Raw genomic sequence first — 20,584 nt, 5'->3', positions numbered from 1 at the left:
GATTGCCGCCTCAGAGCGACGGCGCTTTTGCCGGGAAAACTCGGTTCTTGACGCTGTAGGCAAGGGCGAGCGCCATCGGAAAGGGCCTGCGAAGGAAAGCGACCTTGCGAACATAGGTGTCCACGCGCCACGTGGCCCACGTCCCAGCTTTGAAGTAGGCAACATCCCCTGCATGGAGATGATGTACCGACCCATCGGCCGCCGTTACATGCACATCTCCCTCGATGATATGAACGGTCTCATCCCACATGAAGAACCAACGGAACGTCCCCGCCGTGCAATCCCACAGCGCGGTATAGGCAGCCCGGTCACCACTGCGAGAATGGTCCGCCATGCGCGCTTGTGGGTCACCAGATATAATCCACTCCGGATTGATCGGAGCTGGCTTCATCTCCATATGTCCGGATGAAGCCGAAATCACCGGCGCTGTTCGTCTGCGCCCCATCGAAATCGGCATCAGTGGCATTGTCCGCGACGCCATCGCAATGGCACTCGCTATCATCATCTTTACAACCATCGTCGGTCCCCCACCTTGATCGGCTCGATTTTAGCAATGACGGGTGAGCGAAAACTTCACAAATTACGTCGAATTCGACTTATTCTCGGTGACAGATTGTCGGCGCGCCTTGATCATCAGGCCAAACCCTAAGGAAAGTCGTTGCACTTTTAAGTTCGTTTCAATTCAAAACTGGGTGTTGACTTCAGGCGCTCTAGACCTCTCCGCCATGCCGATCGGAGTGTTTTCCAAAACTCTCGTAAGAGCAGAACCCAGTCAACGCCGCGCGACACTTTTACCGCATAACCGAGATCAGCTTTTTGTCTCTTTTGCTGTGGGTCACTCCAGAGTTATTGCTGGACGCTTCGGTACGACTGGCTGATCTTGCCAACAAAAAGAATTTTTCACGTCATTTATCAAAGCCGTGGCAGTGAAACCGTCCGGTAAACAAATCAAGCCGCAGCAGAAAGCCTCTCACCGGCGATGCGGTAAGAAATAGCCTCCGCCAGATGCAGTCGCCCGACGACAGCCTTATCGTCCAGATCGGCGAGCGTCCTCGCAACCTTGAGGATGCGGTGATATCCGCGAGCGGAGAATTTCAGCTTCTCGGCGGCGTCGCGCAAAAGCTGAAGACCGGCTGCGTCGGGCTCGGCGTATTTTTCGATCAGTGCCGTGGTGCAGCGTGCATTGGTGCGGATGCCCTGAAAGCCTGCGGCTGCAAAGCGTTCTTCCTGCATCTGGCGGGCACGCGCGACACGGCGGGCCACATCGGCGCTCGCCTCTGCTGCCATGGGGCGGATCAGGTCGGCTGCGGAGACGGCAGGAACTTCGATACGGATATCGATGCGGTCCATCAGCGGACCGGAAATGCGCGCCTGGTAATCGGAAACGCATCTTGGGCCGCGTGCGCAGGTGAAGCCGGGTTCACCGGCCATGCCGCATTTGCAGGGGTTCATGGCTGCCACCAGCTGGATCTCGGCGGGATAGCTGACGCGGTGATTGGCGCGGGCGATGATGCATTCACCGGTTTCGAGCGGTTGGCGCAACGCATCCAGCACCTGCGGCGAGAATTCTGGAAATTCGTCGAGAAACAGCACCCCGTGGTGGGCGAGCGAGGCCTCGCCCGGCTTGGCGCGCAACCCTCCGCCGACAAGGGCGGCCATCGTCGCCGAGTGGTGCGGTGTTCTAAACGGGCGTCGATCGGAGAGTTTACCGCCTGAAAGTTGGCCTGCAATCGAATGTACCATCGAGACTTCGAGAAGTTCAGAAGCCGAAAGCGGTGGCAGAATTGAAGGCAGACGGGAGGCCAGCATGGATTTGCCGGAGCCGGGCGGGCCAACCATCAGGAGATTGTGACCACCGGCTGCCGCAACCTCGAGCGCGCGTTTCGCGCTCTCCTGGCCTTTGATGTCCGCCAGGTCCGGCAGATTGTCCGGGTTGGCGCGAATGGCGGGAACCGGTCTTGAGAGAAGTTGCGTGCCGCGAAAATGGTTGGCGATGGCAATCAGGCTGCGCGGCGCAAGGATGTCGATATCGGCACCCGCCCATGCGGCTTCGGGTCCGCTATCGGCGGGGCAGATCAGACCCTTGTCTTGCGTGTTGGCGGCAATCGCGGCTGGAAGAGCACCTGCCACCGCACCGATTGTACCGTCCAGATTAAGTTCTCCCAACACGACGAAGCGGTTGAGCGCCTCTGCTGGAATGGCGCCAAGTGCGGCCATAAGGCCAAGCGCGATTGGGAGGTCAAAATGCGAGCCTTCTTTGGGAAGATCGGCAGGGGCGAGATTGACCGTGACCCGCTTGGCGGGCATGGCGAGGCCGGATGCGTGAAGTGCCGCCTGGACACGTTCGCGGCTTTCGGCGACAGCCTTATCCGGCAGGCCGACGATCTGCATTCCGACTTTGCCAGGTGCCACCATGACCTGAACTTCGACAGGGACGCCCTCGATACCCTGAAACGCAATTGTATTGACGCGCGCTACCATGAATGGCCCCCACAGCCGTATTCGCCGTCCGCACGGCTCTACCCTATCGTGCAGTTAACTTGGCACGGGAAAGAGAATAAAACAAGAACATAAGGGTCAGATTCGATGTTCTTACTGCGGGTGGTGTTTGAGATCGTTCACGGCCACGGCTGGTAACCTGTATGACAACTAGACCGACCACGTTATCTGCGCTGCGGCGTGCGCAAACTTGTCGGCAAAAACCCGATAAACCTGCCAGGCGGCGGCTATGTTTGAGCTTGACAGAAAAGACAAACCTCCTAATAGCTTTGGCACGAAAAGGAGCGCAACGTCATGCGACATGTTCAGCACATGACCGTCATGCAAAGCCCGGCGGGTTCAGCCGGCGATCCTGCGCGCCTTTCCTACGCCATCCGAATTACGGCCAAAACGACGATTAAAATCGTCTGACGTCTCTGGCCCGCCGCTCTCTCCCCGGTTTGGCCGGGGAAAGGAAGCCGCAGTTTGGCGGCTCCCCCTCACCAAAAAGAGGAGAGGCAGAAAGAGAGCTTGATCATGGGTTTCAAAGTTGCAATCGCAGGCGCCACCGGTAATGTCGGGCGCGAAATGCTGAATATTCTGGCGGAACGTGGGTTCCCGGCAGACGAAGTCGTTCCGCTGGCCTCTGCCCGTAGCCAGGGCACGGAAGTGTCTTACGGCGACCGTACGCTGAAGGTTTCCAATCTCGAAAACTACGATTTCTCCGATACCGACATCTGCCTGATGTCTGCTGGCGGCGATGTGTCCAAGAAGTGGTCCCCGAAGATCGGTGCGCAGGGTTGCGTCGTTATCGATAACTCCTCTGCCTGGCGCTACGATCAGGACGTTCCGCTGATCGTGCCGGAAGTCAACGCCGACGCCGTCGAGGGCTTCAAGAAGAAGAACATCATTGCCAACCCGAATTGCTCGACGGCGCAACTCGTCGTGGCGCTGAAGCCGCTGCACGATGCTGCCAAGATCAAGCGCGTAGTTGTCTCCACGTACCAGTCCGTCTCTGGCGCTGGCAAGGAAGGCATGGACGAGCTGTTCCAGCAGACTCGTGCGGTCTTCGTGGCTGACCCTGTTGAAACCAAGAAGTTCACCAAGCGCATTGCCTTCAACGTCATTCCGCATATCGATGTCTTCATGGAAGACGGTTACACGAAGGAAGAGTGGAAGGTTCTGGCAGAAACCAAGAAGATGCTGGACCCGAAGATCAAGGTGACCTGCACGGCCGTGCGCGTGCCTGTCTTCATCGGCCATTCGGAATCGGTCAATATCGAGTTCGAAAACGAAATCACTGCCGATCAGGCGCGCGACATCCTTCGCGAAGCGCCCGGTTGTCTCGTCATCGACAAGCATGAAAACGGCGGCTACGTGACCCCGGTCGAGTGCGCAGGAGAAGATGCGACATATATTTCGCGCATTCGTGAAGATGCAACCGTTGAAAACGGTCTCAACATTTGGGTCGTTTCCGACAACCTGCGCAAGGGTGCTGCCCTGAACGCCGTTCAGATTGCCGAACTCCTGATCAACCGCGGTCTCATCAAGCCGCGCAAAGCCGCTGCGTGATACGGTTTTTTAACAACTATTAACTATAACCCGTCCGTTACTTTCGAGAATGGACGGGTTTTCAATTTTCGTGCCTATCACGGCCAGTTTATTTGCTGGTCATGAAGACGGTAGGCAATTTGTACCTCTTCAATTCTCGCTAGCAAGGCGAACACGGCGAGGGGCCATCCCTCGCCTTATCAAAGGCAGATACGGATGCGGGCAATAACGGCTTTTTCCCTTGGTGCAACGGTCGTTGCGATGCTGGCGGCGACGCCGCTGCAGGCAGCGCAATGTGGTAACACCTCGGCTGGTTTCGGCAACTGGGTGCAATCCTTCAAGCAGGAAGCGGCTGGCCGCGGCGTCAGCCAGTCGGTGCTTGATCGCGCTTTCTCGAACGTCACCTATAATCAGGCAACGATCCGCGCCGATCGCGGTCAGCACAGCTTCAAGCTTTCCTTCGATCAGTTCATGCAAAAGCGCGGTGGTCAGGCCATCATCTCGCGCGGCAAGGCGATGAAGAAGAACAATGCGGCGCTGTTTGCCAATATCGAGCGCGCCTACGGCGTTCCAGCCGGCCCGCTTCTGGCGATTTGGGGCATGGAAACCGGCTTTGGCGGTTTCATGGGTAACCAGCACACGCTGTCTGCCGTTGCGACGCTGTCTTACGATTGCCGCCGGTCCGATTACTTCACCGAGCAGCTTTACGCAGCTTTGAAGCTGGTGGGCAACGGTTCGCTCAACATCAACGCCAAGGGTGCTGCTCATGGCGAAATCGGGCAGACGCAGTTTCTGCCGCTGAACGTTGTGCGCTACGGCGTCGATTTCGACCGCGATGGCCGGATCGATCTCGTGGGTTCACGCGCCGATGCCCTGGCGTCGACTGCCAATTTCCTCGCCGGTCATGGCTGGCAGCGTGGCGCAGGGTATCAACCGGGTCAGCCGAGCTTTGCTGCGATTCAGGGCTGGAACGCGGCGACCGTGTACCAGCAGGCGATTGCCCATATCGGCAAGGCTATTGACGGGCAATAATCGCCACCGCGGCCCTTCGAAGACCTTTTGACACGATAGCATCCCCCCGGTTTGTGCCGGGGGTCACACGTCGGGGCGACGAAAATCGCCGGTCTTGCTGTCCATTACCCACAATTCGCCGGTTGAAATATCGAACCAGGCGCCGTGCAGCTTTACCTTGCCGGCGTTTTCCTGCTCCTTGAGGAAGGGGAAGCCGCGCAGATTGCGGATGGAGTTTCTGATGGAGACGCGTTCGAGCGCTGTCTGACGTTCGCCAGACGTCATCACGTCATTGCTCTGGATCTGCTCCGCAGCGGATTTGACGAGATTCATCCATTTGCCGATAAAATCACCTGGCGAGAGGGATTCGAAATTCGGGTCAAGTGCCGCCTGAATGCCACCGCAGCGGCCGTGACCCATAACAACGATGTCCTTCACCTTCAGAACCATAACGGCATATTCTATGGCTGCCGAGGTCGCGTGATATTGTCCGTCGGGCTCGAAAGGCGGCACCATGTTGGCCACATTGCGCACGACGAAAAGCTCTCCCGGGCCACAATCGAAAATCGTTTCGGGTGCCGACCGGGAGTCGCAACAGGCAATGACCAAGGTCTGCGGTCTTTGTCCCGTATCGGCTAGAACACGGTATCGGTCGCGTTCACCGGCGTAACGGCCGCTCATAAAGTTCTTGTAGCCGTTTAGAAGATAGTCTGGAAAATCTTTCATTCGATCTCGCAGTGCCGTTATTCGCTACCGGGAACGCCTTCTCATAAGGCGCATGAATTCGTCCGCTATTTGCCCTTGCCGCGAGCAGGATGCAAGAGATGGCGCATCTGAACCATCGCCATGGGTGTGGACAGACTGGATGCGTCGGTCTCGAGGGTCAGCTCGTTGGCGCCACGCTTCATGGTGCGGGCCAGAATTTCGAAGACACTAGCGGTTGCCAGCTGTAACGCCTTTTCGTCATCCACGCCCTGAAGCATACGGGCGAGAAAGACTGCGGCAAGCAGGTCGCCAAGTCCGTTCGGCACATTATCGATGGCGCGGTGTTCGGCAAGCAGCGCATGGCGGCCGCTGAGAAACAGATTGCCAATGCCGTTTGCCATCATTGGAACGGCGGAGGTGACGAGCATTTTGGGTGGGCCGAGCGCCAGGGCCGCATCCATGATTTCGGTATTGGTGTCGAGCGCAGCACCACTCATCCAGGCCAGCTCATAGCGATTGGGTGTGGAAACGGTAGCAAGCGGTACAAGCTCGTCGCGGATGGCTTCTGCTGTTTCGATAGGAACATAGAGCCCGCCCTTATCCCCCATGACAGGGTCGCAGACATAGATCAGATCGGGATTGTTCTCTCTCAATTTTCGGATCAGACGAGCAACGGAACGTACCTGATCGGCGCTGCCGAAATAGCCGGTCAGAACCGCCTTGACTTCGCCGCGCCATTTCGATGCAGCCAGATCGCCCATGGCAGCGTCGAAGGCCTCGCCGTCAAAACGCAGGCGGGTGGACGGTCCTTGGCCTGGGTGCCATGGCATGACGATTGTGGGAACGGCCCAGACAGGAAAACCAAGCGTCTCCAGACCGAAAACGGCCGCTCGATTGCCGACCGAGCCGCGCATCACATGGCTGGAAACGACGATGACGGAGCCGCTGATATTGTCTTGCACGAAGGTCATTCCATATTGGAAGAGCAGGAAAGGACATTCCTCTTCTGCCTTAAACAGAGGTCTAGAAGTTTCAAGGGTTTTAAAGGGCGCGACCCGCGCGCGCAAGATCAGGCGTCGTTCCGTGTTTTGATGCGCGGAGCCAACCGCCAGACATCTCACTGAAGTCCTGCTTGCCAGCGGCGTTTGGTGAAAAAGCCCCGGAGGATCAATCCGGGGCTTTCTTGAGAGACTATTCGTTGGCTGTCACGGTGACGCCGAGAACGCTCGGGATGGTGTTCGGGGCGCCCATCGCCGCACCCATAATCATCGGGAATGGAACGGGCTTCGCCGGTGCCGCCGAAATCGTGAAGTTCTTCGGATCGTCGACATAGGTGTTCACGGCTGCAGAAACTGCATTCTGCAATTCCGGAATGTTGAGCTGCGCGACCATCAGCGGGGCCATGCCCTTGATCATCTGCGAAAGCTGCTCGCTCGTCGTGCTCTGCTCCTTGGCGGCGTAATCGATGCCGCGCTTGGTGATGCCGGCATCATCGAAGCTGATCTTGGCATTATTGAATGTCAGCTGCTGCATGAGACCAAGCATTGCAAGACCGAAAGCCTGATCGGCCTGTTCCTTGTTGGGGTTGGCCTCTTTCGCGTTTACGGCGTCTTGCATCGACTTGAGGAAAGCCAGCGTATAGCCGGAGATGCTGAAGCTCATATCCAGGCGACCGACATTCTCGAGGTCGATGGCATATTGGTCGACATTGATCGTTCCGGGTGCCACTTCCCAGGAGCCGCTCATGGTAAAAACGCCACTGAGCGAGTTCAGCTGCAGCGCGTCGATCGCTTCTTTCGTTTTCGGATCCTTGGCGCCGCTCAGATCGCCCTTGAAGCCCTCTGCCGTGAGATCGAAGCTGAGCGTGCCGCCATCTTCGCTCTTGGTCAGCGTAACATTGCTCTCGGCGATCGAGAACGCTTCCTTGCCGTCGATCTTGATCGAGGCCGGGCCGGTATGGGCCTCGTCGTAAAACAGCATGCCATCAATTGTATTTGCCGTCGCCTCAGCTGGAGCCACGACGCCGGTCATGTAGATGTCGTCAACGGTGATCGCTAACTTTTCTTTGGCATAGTTGACGTTCTCGAAACCCATCTTCTCAATGGTGTAACCGCCATTGTTTTCTTCGACGCCTTCGAGCGTGATGTTGCCGATCGGAAGCTGCTGCGCCGGGCCTGCGGCGTTGCCGATGATGACGCCCGATAGTGTGACATTGTCACCGTTTGTGGCGATGGACTTGGCGGTGATTTCCGCGCCCTGCATGCGATAGGCAGCATTTATTTTCTTCAGCACATCGGCGCCGTCCAGGGCAAAAGCCGGGGACGCAAATGCCAGTACGGCCGCGCTGGCAAACAGAAAATTCCGTGTCGTTTCAAGTCTCATTCTGTTTCTTCCCTTAAGGTGCGAACATCCGCAACAACAATAGCCACGCCACGTGTCCATAGCTGCAGCACGAGCGCGATTGACCGAAGTGGTACTGCGCAACGAATGGCTGAATTGCGGCACAAAAACAAGATTGTATGGAAATATAGGCTTAACGCCTGTCATCCACAGCGCAGAAAGCCCGGATTTCTTGCCCGGAGCGCCTATTTCCGATAGGCAGACGCCATGGGAAAAAATTCTGTTCCGCCATCAGGCGGGGATGACGATCATATTGTGCCGGTCGATTTGAAGGCGGCGCTCGAAGAGCGCTACCTTGCCTATGCGCTATCGACCATCATGCATCGCGCACTTCCGGATGTTCGTGACGGCTTGAAGCCCGTTCATCGACGCATCGTCCATGCCATGAGCGAAATGGGCATCCGTCCCAATTCCGCGTTCAAGAAATGCGCTCGTATCGTCGGCGATGTCATGGGTAAGTTCCACCCTCATGGCGATGCGTCGATCTACGACGCTCTCGTGCGGCTGTCTCAGGATTTTGCCATTCGTTACCCACTGGTCGATGGCCAGGGGAACTTCGGCAATATCGACGGCGATGGCGCGGCTGCCATGCGTTACACCGAAGCGCGGATGACAGACGTCGCGGCCCTGCTCCTGGAAGGGATCGAGCAAGACGCAGTCGATTTTCGCCCGACCTATAACGAGGAAGACGAAGAGCCGGTCGTTATGCCTGGCGCCTTCCCGAACCTTTTGGCAAACGGTTCCTCCGGTATCGCGGTGGGTATGGCGACGTCCATTCCGCCGCACAATGCCCATGAAATCTGTGATGCGGCCCTTCATCTGATCAAGCATCCGGATGCGAGCGTCGAGACGCTGCTGGAATTCATCCCCGGTCCCGATCTGCCGACGGGCGGCATCATCATCGAAAGCCGCGAAAACATTCTCGAGGCCTACAAGACAGGTCGCGGCGGTTTCCGCGTTCGTGCCAAGTGGGAAACGGAAGATCTGGGGCGTGGCGGTTACCAGATCGTCGTAACCGAAATTCCGTTCCAGGTGCAGAAGTCGCGCCTGATCGAAAAGATCGCCGAGCTGCTGCTTGCCCGCAAGCTGCCGCTTCTGGAAGACGTGCGCGACGAATCCGCCGAAGATGTTCGTATCGTCCTGGTGCCAAAGAACCGTACCGTGGACGCGACGCTGCTGATGGAATCGCTGTTCCGTCTGTCCGATCTCGAAAGCCGCATTCCGCTGAATATGAACGTGCTGTCGCTTGGTCGTGTGCCGAAGGTGATGGCATTGAACGAGGTGCTCACCGAGTGGCTGGCGCATCGCAAGGACGTGCTTGTTCGCCGCTCAAGATTCCGACTGGCAGCCATCGACCGTCGACTGGAAATTCTCGGCGGCCTGCTGATCGCCTATCTCAATATCGATGAGATCATCCGCATCATCCGCGAAGAGGATGAGCCGAAGCCTGTCATGATGGCGCGGTTCGGGCTGACGGATAATCAGGCCGAAGCCATTCTCAATATGCGCCTTCGCTCTCTGCGCAAGCTGGAAGAATTCGAGATCCGCACGGAGTTCGACGAACTCACCAAGGAGAAGGGCGAGATCGAGTCTCTCCTGGCATCCGATGAGAAGCAGTGGCAGGCGGTCTCCTGGGAGATCGGCGAGGTCAAGAAGAAGTACGCGAAGGCAACAGAACTTGGCCGACGCCGGACACAGTTCGCCGATGCCCCGAACGCCGATATCGAAGCCATTCAGCAAGCGATGATCGAGAAGGAACCGGTCACGATCGTCATCTCGCAGAAGGGCTGGATCAGAGCGTTGAAGGGTCACATGTCGGACACGTCAAGCCTGACCTTCAAGGAAGGCGACGGGCCTAAGCTGGCGTTCCCGGCGCAGACGACCGATAAGCTGCTGCTCCTAACCACGGGCGGCAAGGCCTATACGTTGGGCGCCGACAAGCTCCCCGGCGGCCGCGGCCATGGTGAGCCTGTGCGCATCATGGTGGATATGGAGAATGATCAGGATATCCTGACCGCCTTCGTCCACGATGCTTCCCGCAAGCTGCTGATCGTCTCGACCGGCGGCAATGGCTTTGTCATCCCGGAAACGGAAATGGTCGCCAACACCCGCAAGGGCAAGCAGATCATGAACGTTTCTATGCCGGATGAAACGAAGCTGGTGGTGCCCGTCATCGGCGATCACGTCGCTGTCGTCGGCGAGAACCGCAAGATGCTGACCTTCCCATTGTCGCAAGTGCCGGAAATGTCGCGCGGCAAGGGTGTCCGCCTGCAGCGTTACAAGGATGGCGGCGTCTCGGATGTGAAGTGCTTCACGATCGCCACCGGTCTGTCTTGGGAAGACAGCGCCGGTCGCTCCTTCTCCAAGGTCGGGGACGAGCTGCTTGAATGGATGGGTGATCGCGCCGGTGTCGGCCGCAGCGTTCCGAAGGGCTTTCCGCGCAGTGGGAAGTTCGGCGGCTAAAGGACGTCGCAAAACCGTATAGCGGTTTTGCGACGGCGCAGGTCATCAGATGCTTGTCAGTGGGGTAACGTGGTCTTTTAGGAAGCGGGTTATCCCCTCTTCGTCAATTTCGCCTGCCGCCACAGCCATGACAAACGCGTAAAGCTTGGCGTCATCCGTTTCCAACATGAAGCCGTTGTCCATCAAGAAAACGCCGGTCGTCACGATCGCGATTCTCTTATTGCCATCAACAAAAGGGTGGTTCCTCGCAAGGCCCAATAGATAGGCTGCCGCGAGTTCGCAGACATCGTTGCATCCGTAGCCAGCTTCGTTGATAGGCCTATTGAGCGCAGAATCGAGCAATGCACCGTTCCTAAGCCCGTGGCTTCCGCCAAAGTGCTCAATTTGCATGTGGTGCAGTTGCAACAAGTTTGCCGTCGAGAAAAACGAAATCCGTCATTCTGCCAGCTTCTTCAAAGCGACCTTATATTTGTCCATGAAGATCCGCGCGTGCTCTAACTGCCGCGTAAAGGCCTCATCTGCTGGCCGGATGTGCCATTCACCTTCTTTTCTTTCGAGGCTTATAGCATCGCCAGCCTTTACTCCAAGGCTTTCCAGAACCTCTTTCGGGATGATGATCCCTTCCGAATTGCCAATCTTGCGAACCGTCACATTTATCTCGAACACTCCGTTATAACGTTGTTATAACATGGTGTGACAGACGTGGCATTGCAGGGTCAAACGGTTTCTGGCGTGTATAATTCCCAGCCGCGCGGCGTTAGATGCTCTTGGGGATGGTAGCGTGTCTTATATCCCATCTTGTCCGAGCCATCGACCCAATAGCCCAAGTACACATGGGGCAGGCCAAGCGTGCGGGTGCGGGCAATGTGATCCAGAATCATGAAGGTGCCGAGCGAGCGTTTCTCAAGTTCCGGATTGAAGAAGGAATAGACCATGGAGAGGCCATCGCCCATCAGGTCGGTAAGAGCGACAGCGATCAGTTCTCCGCGCTTGCTGTCGTCGATACCCGCGCCCGGCTCTCGCTTTCGGTACTCGATGATGCGCGTATTGACGTGGGTGTCTTCCACCATCACCGCGTAATCGAGTGCCGACATATCCGACATGCCTCCTGATGTATGACGATGATCGAGGTAGCGGCGAAAGAGCGAGAATTGCTCGGTGGAAGGTTCAGCCCGGTGGACCGTCGCCACGAGATCACTATTGATCGACAATACACGCCGCATCGACTTCGTCGGCGTGAACCCATCGGCCAGGATCCTGACGGACACACAGGCGCGACAATTCTCGCAGGCCGGGCGGTAGGCGATGTTTTGGGAACGACGGAAGCCGCCCTGGGTCAAGAGATCGTTCATTTCCGGCGCACGTGGACCCACCAGATGTGTGAAAACCTTCCGCTCCAACTGGTTCGGAAGATAGGGGCAGGTCGCCGGTGCGGTGAGGTAAAATTGCGGCGAAGGCGTCGTCTGCGTGTTCATCGAACCCAATCGCTCCCTTCGCAAATCAGCCTTCTCGGTCAGAATGACAAAAAGGCGGAAAACGTCAACTCTCGAAGAGATCTGTCAATAAAATTGAAGCCGCCGAAGCGGCCTCAGCATATCGTCATCGTGTTCTGACCGTAACCGTTCCGAGAAGAAAGTCGTGAACCAGTCTGGATCGCTCGGTGAAGAGGCCTGCGAGAAGGATGAACGGCGTCAGAATCGAATTGATCACCCAGAAGAGAACAATATGCGCGGTCGAAATCAGGAAGTCGATCCGGCCGCCGTCAAGCCGCGCCATCTGAATACCTGCCATCCGCATACCAGGCGTGGCCTGCGCCGAACTGCCAAGCGTCATCCCGAAATACAGGATCGCCACGATAAAGAACAACGCCGGAAAGAGCATCCAGACTAAGCCAAGTGTAATGACACCCAGAAAGAACACGATCACCGCTGCCGGAATGCACAGAAGGAGCACCATCATGTAGTCGATGATGAATGCAACGACTCGGCGGCTCAGGACGCCGCTATAGGCGCGCCAGTCCTCTGTCGGCACATATGTCGGGTTCGGGTTGAAGCTCATGGGCGGTTTCTCCTTTTCAACAAAGATATGGGTTGGACCACCGCAAATACAATGAGCTCGCCCTTCAGCCTTTTGCGAGCTTCTTCGCCACGTCGACGGCGAAGTAGGTGAGAATCCCATCGCATCCGGCGCGCTTGAAGCAGAGCAGCGTTTCCATCATCACCCGGTCGCCGTCGATCCAGCCATTCATCGCCGCTGCCTTCACCTGCGAATATTCTCCTGACACCTGATAGGCGAAGGTCGGGAGGCCGAACGCTTCTTTGAGGCGCCAGCAGATGTCGAGGTAGGGAAGACCGGGCTTTACCATGAGCATGTCTGCGCCTTCTTCAACGTCAAGCGCCGCGTCGCGCATCGCTTCGGTGCCATTGGCCGGGCTGATATAATAACTGTTCTTGTCGCCCTTCAGCAGGCCGCTCGTGGAGATAGCCTCGCGATAGGGACCATAAAATCCGGAAGAGAATTTCGTCGCATAGGACATGATGCCGACACTCTGGTGGCCCGCCGCATCCAGCCCACGACGAATGGCACCGATGCGCCCGTCCATCATCTCCGAGGGTGCGATGATATCCGCCCCCGCATCCGCCTGCATGATGGCCGCTCTCACCACCTGATCGACGGTCTCATCGTTGACAATATCGTCACCGCGCAAAATTCCGTCATGGCCGTGACTGGTAAAGGGATCGAGCGCCACATCGGTAATAACGCCTATATTGGGAACCGCCTTCTTGATTGCAGCCGTTGCCTGGTTGATCAGGTTATTGGCTTCCAGCACCTGCGAGCCTGTTTCGTCGCGAAGGTCCATTTCGATATTGGGGAAAGTCGCTATGGCGGGAATCCCGAGATCGGCTGCTTCCTTCACCGCCTCCACGAGTTTATCGACGCTCATGCGATTGACGCCCGGCATGGCTGGAATGGGATCGATGATATTCGTGCCGGGAACCACGAAGACCGGCCAGATCAGATCGTCCGCCGTCAACTGGTTCTCGCGAACGAGCCTGCGCGTCCAGTCCGCCTTGCGGATGCGGCGCATGCGGCGGTGGCCGGTGATGTGATCTACCAAATGGGTTTTGTCGGTCATGTCTTTTCCTTTGGAGTCTGTCCGGCGTACAAAGTCCACCGACCCGGCTCTCTCATGGTGTTTGCGTCTGAATGGTTGAAGCCAGGCGTCTAGCCTGCTGTGATCGAACGCCAGAATGTGCTTAGGGCATACCATAAGGGAAACAGGATGCGAATGCGACGCTGTGACCCACAGTGTGGCCGAAAATACTGGGCGCTGCTCTATCGCGATGACGTTTCATGTCCAGGCATTGCGGCGGCGCAAAAAAGGTTGAACTCCCCCTCGCTGAAGAGGGCTGTGGCCTTGCGCATTTATCGATTGGCAGACTGGGCCCGGCAAACGTATCTTCGCCGCATGGAACCTGATTCTCCAACCTCGCCTAAAATGCCGCTGACCGAAATCCTCTATCTCGTCTTTCTCAGACTGGTGGCGGCCTCGTGTTTCTGGTTCGGGCTGCAGTACTGGGCAATGCTGACCGGCTATTCGCTAAGCGGTCATGCCCGTTTCGACATGCTCAATCTGCCCTGGCGTGTCGCAGGCACGGGCCTCGCCGTCGTCTTTCCTGTTGCAGCGCTTGGTCTTTGGCTCGGTGTGTCCTGGGGTGCGGTCATCTGGGTTATCGGCGCCGGTGCGCAGATCGCTATGTATAAGGTCTGGCCCAACATCTTCGGCAGCAACACTCTGGTTCCCGTCATGCACTGTGTTGTAGCAACCATTTATATACTATTTCAGATCGCTTTCTGGCTGGATGCGCGTCAAAATGACGAGCGCGCAAGAATTGATTCACCATAATAATAAAGCTGTTTCGGCGCGATTTTCACGTTTTTATCGGCGCAAGTGATTGAATTTGTTGGACGTCGCAAATCGATCTCTATTCCTCTGGTGCATTGGCTTCCAGGCGCTGGTGTGCGGTAACCACTCGTTAATGATGCATTTTAAGTAGAATTTTATGCGCATTGCTTAGGTTTGTCCTCAAGGCGGGAAACAAAATCAACACCGCCAAACAAACAGTGAGGCAGTCATGATCAATAGCAAAGCAAAGCCACAGGCAGTTGTAACCGACGTACAGGAAGAAGCCATCCGTTCGCTCTACATGGAGTCTCTCCACCTGGTCGAACGCCTGCACCGCCGCCTTCTCGATGTCATCAAGGACGAGTTCGACCGTCAGGGCCGTGATGACGTCAACGCCGTTCAGGCGCTGCTCCTCTTCAACATCGGCACCTCCGAACTGACCGCCGGCGAGCTTCGTTCGCGTGGTTACTATCTCGGCTCGAATGTTTCCTACAACGTCAAGAAGCTGGTCGACCTCGGCTTCATCAACCACCAGCGCTCGCGCATCGACCGCCGCTCCGTTCGCATTTCGCTCACCGACAAGGGCCAGGACATCGCCGAAACGGTTGCTCGTCTCTATGAGCGCCACATCGGCTCGATCGAAAAGGTCGGCGGCATCGGCACCGGCGAATTTGCCGAAATGAACAAACTGCTGCAGCGCCTGGATCGCTTCTGGAATGACTCTATCGCTTACCGCCTCTAAGCTTGGCGCTAGCCATTTTGCAAAGCCGGATGCGCAAGCGCGTCCGGCTTGTTGCATTTTTGTGCGGTTCACGTTGAAAAGGCCGGGCGACACAGCTTCGTGAGCAGTGTAAAGGTGACACGAATTGGCCATATTGGTATGGGACCGCCAAAGCGAGGGAGCCGGCGGTCTCTTCCATCATCGCATGATGCGTCAGTTTTGATTTCGCATGAAGTATTTCCTGCCGGCAGGCGTCCGAAAACGTTTGTTAATCATGTTGTTCTAGGCATCCACAAGGTTGCCTGACGAATTGGCTGGTAGGTAGAATGACTAAGAAATCCGTTCCCGAATTGCTCTCTCGCCGCGCCATGCTGCGCTCCGCCGTTTCGCTCGGCGCTGTCGCGCTGGCAGCACCTGCGCTGGCGCAGGACGCGTTCAACGATCTGATCGGATCGTCGCGCCGCGGCAACTGGGACGATCAGTTCGATGCGAACTCTTCGCGCTCGGCCGTTGGCGTGGTTTCCAACAATCCGGTCCTTGGCCCCGAGGCGCCCGCCTATATGCAACAGGCGATCATGCAGTATCAGCAGATCGTCTCCAATGGTGGCTGGCCGGAAGTGCCGTCAAGCCAGCAGCGTCTGCAGATCGGCGTCAGCGATCCGTCCGTCCAGGCGCTTCGCCAGCGTTTGATGGTTTCGGGTGACTTGCCGCGCGAAGCGGGTATTTCCAGCGCCTTCGATTCTTACGTCGATGGTGCGCTCAAGCGGTTCCAGGCGCGCCACGGCCTTCCGGCAGACGGCGTGATCGGCGAATATACGCTTAAGGCGCTGAACGTTTCTGCGCAGCTGCGCATGGCGCAGTTGCAGACCAACCTTATCCGCATTCAGACGATGGCTGGCGACCTCGGCCAGCGCCACGTGATGGTGAATATCCCGGCTGCCTCGATCGAAGCTGTCGAGAACAATCGCGTGGTTCTGCGCAATACGGCAGTCGTGGGCCGCGCCAGCCGCCCGACGCACATCATCAACTCCAAGATTTACGAGATTATTCTCAATCCATACTGGACGGCTCCGCGCTCGATCGTCGAGAAAGACATCGTTCCGCTGATGCAGAAGGACCCGACCTATCTGGAGCGCAACAACATCCGTCTTTTGGATGGTCGTGGCCAGGAAGTGTCGCCTCAGACGGTCGACTGGTTTGCGCCCAAGGCACCGAACCTGATGTTCCGTCAGGACCCCGGCAAAAACAACGCCATGTCCTCGACCAAGATCAACTTCCACAACCCGAACAACGAATACATGCACGACACGCCGCAGCAGGGCCTGTTCAACAAGCTGATGCGCTTCGAATCCTCCGGTTGCGTGCGTGTGCAGAACGTGCGCGACCTGACGAGTTGGATGCTGCGTGACACGCCCGGCTGGTCGCGCCAGGAAATCGAGCGCGTCATTGCAAGCCGCGTCAACACGCCGATCAAACTCTCCACCGAAATCCCGGTCTACTTCGTCTATATCACTGCATGGTCTGCGAAGGACGGCGTGGTGCAGTTCCGCGACGATATCTACGGCAATGACGGCAATGCCGAACTGGCGTTGAACACGACCAACACCCAGGAGCAGCCTTCCGGCTCCATCGGCGAGGATCTATTGCCGCGCAACTAATCGCTGACCACAAAAGTTCAGGAAGCCGTGCTCTATCGAGCGCGGCTTTTTTATTTGGTCAATGTCGCGCATTTTGCATTTTTTATGCAGGACGTCGCAGTTTGACGGTCAAATCTCGCTGCGCTTATTGCTCTTATACGGGTGGAGCGCTAAGACGCCATCGCATTACTGTTTCAGGAGCCTTCATCATGTCGAACACAGATGCCTTCTTCTCCAAGCCGCTTGCCGAAATCGATCCGGATATCTTTGGCGCGATCGAGAAGGAGCTGGGTCGCCAGCGTCACGAGATCGAGCTGATTGCCTCGGAAAACATCGTGTCCCGCGCCGTGCTTGAAGCCCAAGGCTCGATCATGACCAACAAGTATGCGGAAGGTTACCCCGGCAAGCGCTATTATGGCGGCTGCCAGTTCGTCGATATCGCCGAAGAGCTTGCCATCGACCGCGCAAAGAAGCTGTTCGGCGTCAACTTTGCCAACGTTCAGCCGAACTCCGGTTCGCAGATGAACCAGGCCGTTTTCCTCGCGCTGTTGCAGCCGGGCGATACGTTCATGGGTCTCGACCTGAATTCGGGAGGACACTTGACCCACGGTTCGCCGGTCAACATGTCCGGCAAGTGGTTCAACGTCGTCTCCTATGGCGTTCGTGAAGGCGACAACCTGCTCGACATGGACGAAGTGGAACGCAAGGCCAAGGAAACCAAGCCGAAGCTCATTCTGGCTGGCGGCACTGCCTACTCCCGCGTTTGGGACTGGAAGCGCTTCCGCGAGATCGCAGACGAAGTCGGCGCCTATCTCATGGTCGACATGGCGCATATTGCCGGTCTCGTGGCCGGTGGCCAGCATCCCTCACCATTCCCGCATGCGCATGTGGCCACGACGACCACGCACAAGTCTCTGCGCGGCCCGCGCGGCGGCATGATCCTGACCAACGACGAAGATCTTGCCAAGAAGTTCAACTCGGCAGTCTTCCCAGGCCTCCAGGGTGGCCCGCTGATGCATGTCATCGCCGCCAAGGCCGTTGCCTTCGGTGAAGCGCTGAAGCCGGAATTCAAAGATTACGCAGCCCAGATCGTCAAGAACGCCAAGGCGCTGTCCGAAACGCTCATCGAAGGCGGCGTTGACGTCGTTTCCGGCGGCACGGATAACCACCTGATGCTGGTCGATCTTCGCAAGAAAAACGCCACTGGCAAGCGTGCGGAAGCAGCACTGGGCCGCGCCTACATTACTTGCAACAAGAACGGCATTCCTTTCGACCCGGAAAAGCCTTTCGTCACCTCCGGTATTCGCCTTGGCACGCCGGCCGGTACGACCCGTGGCTTTAAGGAAGCCGAGTTCCGCGAAATCGGTAAGCTGATCGTCGAAGTTCTCGACGGTCTGAAGGTTGCCAATTCCGACGAAGGCAATGCCGCTGTGGAAGCGACTGTACGCGAGAAGGTCGTTGCACTGACCGATCGTTTCCCGATGTACCCTTACATGTAAGAAAGCAACTGGATGCGCTGCCCTTTCTGCGGTTCTGAAGACACTCAGGTCAAGGACTCACGTCCGGCGGAGGATAACACCTCCATCCGCCGGCGGCGCATCTGCCCGGATTGCGGCGGCCGTTTCACCACCTATGAGCGCGTTCAGTTGCGCGAGTTGATGGTTATCAAGAAGAGCGGCCGCAAGCTGGCATTCGACCGGGAGAAGCTTGTACGATCTTTCGAGATCGCACTTCGCAAGCGCCCGGTCGATCGCGACCGTATCGAGCGCGCCGTTTCCGGCATCGTTCGGCGGCTGGAAAGCTCTGGCGAAACCGAAATCTCGTCGGAAGAAATCGGCCTCCAGGTGCTGGAAGCCCTCAAAAGCCTGGATGATGTGGCGTTCGTTCGCTACGCCTCGGTGTACCGCGATTTCTCTCACGCCGAGGATTTCGAAAACGTGATTGCGGAAATCAACGCCAAGATCGCCCGCGATACAGATTCCGGGACCTGATACTGTGGCTCCCCGGGCCGAAGACGAAAGATTCATGGCGCACGCCATTGAAATTTCGCGTCAGAACACTGGCTTCACCAATACCAATCCTTCCGTTGGCTGCGTTCTCGTCAAGGATGGCGTGATCGTCGCCGAAGGCATTACCTCCGTTGGCGGCAGACCGCATGCGGAGCGCAACGCACTGGATATGGCAGGCGAAGCAGCCCGAGGCGCGACAGCCTATGTCACGCTCGAGCCCTGCGCCCATTGGGGAAAGACGCCCCCTTGCGCCAATGCCCTGGTCGACAGAGGCATTGCACGTGTCGTCGTCGCCGTGGATGACCCTGATGAGCGCGTTGCGGGGCGCGGCTATCGCATCCTGCGCAATGCCGGTATCGATGTCGAGACGGGGGTGCTGCGCGAGGAGGGCGAGAGGGCACTTGCAGCCTATCTCACACGCAAGATCAGGAGACGCGCTCACGTCGTGCTGAAACTTGCTGTTTCCGCCGACGGCATGATCGGTCGCCAGGGTGAGGGCCAGATCGCTATCACAGGTCCGGAGTCGCGCCATGCCGTGCATGAGTTGCGCGCGCGTTGCGACGCCATTCTTGTCGGCATCCGAACTGCGATCGCCGACGATCCGGAACTGACGGTTCGCATTCCAGGCCTTGAGGATCGCTCGCCTGTGCGTCTGGTGCTCGACAAGCGGCTTGAACTGCCCCTGACCTCAAAGCTGGTAAAAACCGCGCGGCAGGTAAAGACCATCGTCGTAACGGACCTTCCCTACGACTATACTCACCGAAAGCTCCAAGGGCACCTGCTGGAAGCGGAAGGCGTGGAAATACTCGAGGCAGCCAGTCTCGATGCACTTTTGCGTGCGCTTGCTGAGCGTGGAATGTCAGAGCTTCTTGTAGAAGGCGGGGCCGTTGCCGCCCGCGCGTTTCTGGATGCCGGGTTCGTTGATCGGATCCTGCTGTTCGAAAGCCCGGTCATCATCGGTGCTGATGGTATTGAAACACCGGTCCGGCGCGCCGATATCCCACAGGACTATTTCCTTGCCAGCGAGACCGTCTATGGTCGCGATCGCTGTTTCGATTATGAAAGGCCGCTTTGATGTTTACCGGGATCGTCACCGACGTCGGAACCGTGTCCGAGCTTCACCCGCTCGCTGAGGGCGTGCGCTTGCGCGTCGCAACCAACTACGATCCGAAAACCATCGATATGGGCGCGTCCATTTCCCATGGCGGCGTCTGCCTGACGGTGACGAAGTTGCCGGAAGAGGGGAGCAACGAACGGTGGTACGAAGTCGAGGCCTGGGAAGAGGCGCTTCGCCTTACCACGATCTCCGCTTGGGCGAAGGGAACCCGCGTCAATCTCGAACGCGCCTTGAAGATAGGCGATGAGCTTGGCGGCCATATCGTTTCCGGTCACGTCGACGGCAAGGCGGAGATATTGTCCGTCGAGTCGGAAGGGGAGGCTGTGCGCATCCGTCTGCGCGCGCCGGAGCATCTGGCGAAGTTCGTCGCACCGAAGGGCTCGGTTGCGCTGGATGGAACATCGCTCACCGTGAACGCTGTCGAAGGACCGGATTTCGATGTTCTGTTGATCCGACACACCTTGACTGTGACCACCTGGGGCGACCGCAAGCCTGGCGATTTCGTCAATTTCGAAGTCGATACCATGGCGCGCTATGCGGCACGGCTTGCGGAATTTCCGTCGAAGTAGGATGCTCATTAAGTTG

20 protein-coding genes are annotated in these 20,584 nt (G+C 57.5%); 10 read left to right on the top strand and 10 right to left on the bottom strand.

Annotated features, from left to right (window positions below; translation table 11 throughout):
* Positions 1-10 precede the first annotated feature (10 nt).
* Together QZ862_RS16885 and QZ862_RS16880 are read right to left on the bottom strand one after the other, a co-directional pair.
* Complete coding sequence (locus QZ862_RS16885; RefSeq protein WP_296084445.1) at positions 11-517, bottom strand: cupin domain-containing protein; 507 nt, start codon at positions 515-517, stop codon at positions 11-13.
* Between the two features lie 431 nt (positions 518-948).
* Entirely contained in the window at positions 949-2,481 is a 1,533-nt protein-coding gene (locus tag QZ862_RS16880) for a YifB family Mg chelatase-like AAA ATPase (protein ID WP_296084448.1), read from the bottom strand.
* 534 nt (positions 2,482-3,015) lie between these two features.
* Here QZ862_RS16880 and QZ862_RS16875 point away from each other — a divergent pair.
* Positions 3,016-4,050, top strand: a complete 1,035-nt coding sequence (locus QZ862_RS16875) for an aspartate-semialdehyde dehydrogenase (RefSeq protein ID WP_296038358.1) — start codon at positions 3,016-3,018, stop codon at positions 4,048-4,050.
* A 195-nt stretch (positions 4,051-4,245) separates the two neighbouring features.
* On the top strand, positions 4,246-5,061 hold the full coding sequence (locus QZ862_RS16870) for a lytic transglycosylase domain-containing protein (protein ID WP_296038355.1): 816 nt from the start codon (positions 4,246-4,248) through the stop codon (positions 5,059-5,061).
* A 63-nt stretch (positions 5,062-5,124) separates the two neighbouring features.
* On the opposite strand, the gene QZ862_RS16865 is transcribed toward QZ862_RS16870, so the two are convergent.
* The 3 genes from QZ862_RS16865 to QZ862_RS16855 all read right to left on the bottom strand — a co-directional run bounded on the left by QZ862_RS16865 (position 5,125) and on the right by QZ862_RS16855 (position 8,127).
* Positions 5,125-5,766 (bottom strand): carbonic anhydrase, encoded by a 642-nt coding sequence (locus QZ862_RS16865; protein ID WP_296013902.1) that lies wholly within the window; start codon positions 5,764-5,766, stop codon positions 5,125-5,127.
* Positions 5,767-5,831: 65 nt separating this feature from the next.
* Complete coding sequence (gene pdxY, locus QZ862_RS16860) at positions 5,832-6,707, bottom strand: pyridoxal kinase PdxY (RefSeq protein ID WP_296101075.1); 876 nt, start codon at positions 6,705-6,707, stop codon at positions 5,832-5,834.
* A 229-nt stretch (positions 6,708-6,936) separates the two neighbouring features.
* Positions 6,937-8,127 (bottom strand): hypothetical protein, encoded by a 1,191-nt coding sequence (locus QZ862_RS16855; protein WP_296038353.1) that lies wholly within the window; start codon positions 8,125-8,127, stop codon positions 6,937-6,939.
* A gap of 225 nt (positions 8,128-8,352) precedes the next feature.
* Here QZ862_RS16855 and parC point away from each other — a divergent pair, with 225 nt between their 5' ends.
* Positions 8,353-10,608: a DNA topoisomerase IV subunit A gene (parC, locus tag QZ862_RS16850; RefSeq protein ID WP_296101074.1), complete on the top strand. Its 2,256-nt coding sequence runs from the start codon at positions 8,353-8,355 to the stop codon at positions 10,606-10,608.
* A 45-nt stretch (positions 10,609-10,653) separates the two neighbouring features.
* On the opposite strand, the gene QZ862_RS16845 is transcribed toward parC, so the two are convergent.
* The 5 genes from QZ862_RS16845 to hemB form a co-directional block, all read right to left on the bottom strand.
* Positions 10,654-11,040, bottom strand: coding sequence for a type II toxin-antitoxin system death-on-curing family toxin (locus tag QZ862_RS16845; protein ID WP_296101112.1), 387 nt, complete (start codon positions 11,038-11,040; stop codon positions 10,654-10,656).
* A gap of 3 nt (positions 11,041-11,043) precedes the next feature.
* Entirely contained in the window at positions 11,044-11,265 is a 222-nt protein-coding gene (locus QZ862_RS16840; RefSeq protein WP_062600515.1) for an AbrB/MazE/SpoVT family DNA-binding domain-containing protein, read from the bottom strand.
* A 59-nt stretch (positions 11,266-11,324) separates the two neighbouring features.
* Positions 11,325-12,083 (bottom strand): arginyltransferase, encoded by a 759-nt coding sequence (locus tag QZ862_RS16835; protein WP_296038347.1) that lies wholly within the window; start codon positions 12,081-12,083, stop codon positions 11,325-11,327.
* Positions 12,084-12,207: 124 nt separating this feature from the next.
* On the bottom strand, positions 12,208-12,666 hold the full coding sequence (locus QZ862_RS16830; protein WP_296038344.1) for an RDD family protein: 459 nt from the start codon (positions 12,664-12,666) through the stop codon (positions 12,208-12,210).
* Positions 12,667-12,730: 64 nt separating this feature from the next.
* Entirely contained in the window at positions 12,731-13,744 is a 1,014-nt protein-coding gene (hemB, locus tag QZ862_RS16825) for a porphobilinogen synthase (RefSeq protein WP_296013892.1), read from the bottom strand.
* Between the two features lie 333 nt (positions 13,745-14,077).
* Here hemB and QZ862_RS16820 point away from each other — a divergent pair, with 333 nt between their 5' ends.
* From QZ862_RS16820 to QZ862_RS16790, 7 genes are all read left to right on the top strand, one after another.
* A complete protein-coding gene (locus QZ862_RS16820; RefSeq protein ID WP_296013891.1) occupies positions 14,078-14,515 on the top strand; it encodes a DUF6163 family protein in 438 nt (145 codons plus the stop codon).
* A gap of 232 nt (positions 14,516-14,747) precedes the next feature.
* Entirely contained in the window at positions 14,748-15,257 is a 510-nt protein-coding gene (locus QZ862_RS16815) for a winged helix DNA-binding protein (RefSeq protein WP_186330162.1), read from the top strand.
* A gap of 305 nt (positions 15,258-15,562) precedes the next feature.
* Complete coding sequence (locus tag QZ862_RS16810; RefSeq protein ID WP_296101073.1) at positions 15,563-16,894, top strand: murein L,D-transpeptidase; 1,332 nt, start codon at positions 15,563-15,565, stop codon at positions 16,892-16,894.
* Between the two features lie 188 nt (positions 16,895-17,082).
* Positions 17,083-18,372, top strand: a complete 1,290-nt coding sequence (gene glyA, locus QZ862_RS16805; protein WP_296038337.1) for a serine hydroxymethyltransferase — start codon at positions 17,083-17,085, stop codon at positions 18,370-18,372.
* 12 nt (positions 18,373-18,384) lie between these two features.
* A complete protein-coding gene (gene nrdR, locus QZ862_RS16800; protein WP_296013887.1) occupies positions 18,385-18,864 on the top strand; it encodes a transcriptional regulator NrdR in 480 nt (159 codons plus the stop codon).
* A gap of 4 nt (positions 18,865-18,868) precedes the next feature.
* A complete protein-coding gene (gene ribD / locus QZ862_RS16795; protein WP_296101071.1) occupies positions 18,869-19,957 on the top strand; it encodes a bifunctional diaminohydroxyphosphoribosylaminopyrimidine deaminase/5-amino-6-(5-phosphoribosylamino)uracil reductase RibD in 1,089 nt (362 codons plus the stop codon).
* Positions 19,957-20,568 (top strand): riboflavin synthase, encoded by a 612-nt coding sequence (locus QZ862_RS16790; protein WP_296013884.1) that lies wholly within the window; start codon positions 19,957-19,959, stop codon positions 20,566-20,568. The genes ribD and QZ862_RS16790 overlap by 1 nt, the downstream gene beginning before the upstream one ends.
* The last annotated feature ends 16 nt before the right edge of the window (positions 20,569-20,584 follow it).

Source organism: uncultured Agrobacterium sp., assembly GCA_913777615.1.
Classification (GTDB): Bacteria; Pseudomonadota; Alphaproteobacteria; order Rhizobiales; family Rhizobiaceae; genus Agrobacterium.
The sequence above is the reverse complement of the archived record's forward strand: the minus strand, read 5'-3'. Positions and strand labels throughout refer to the sequence as shown.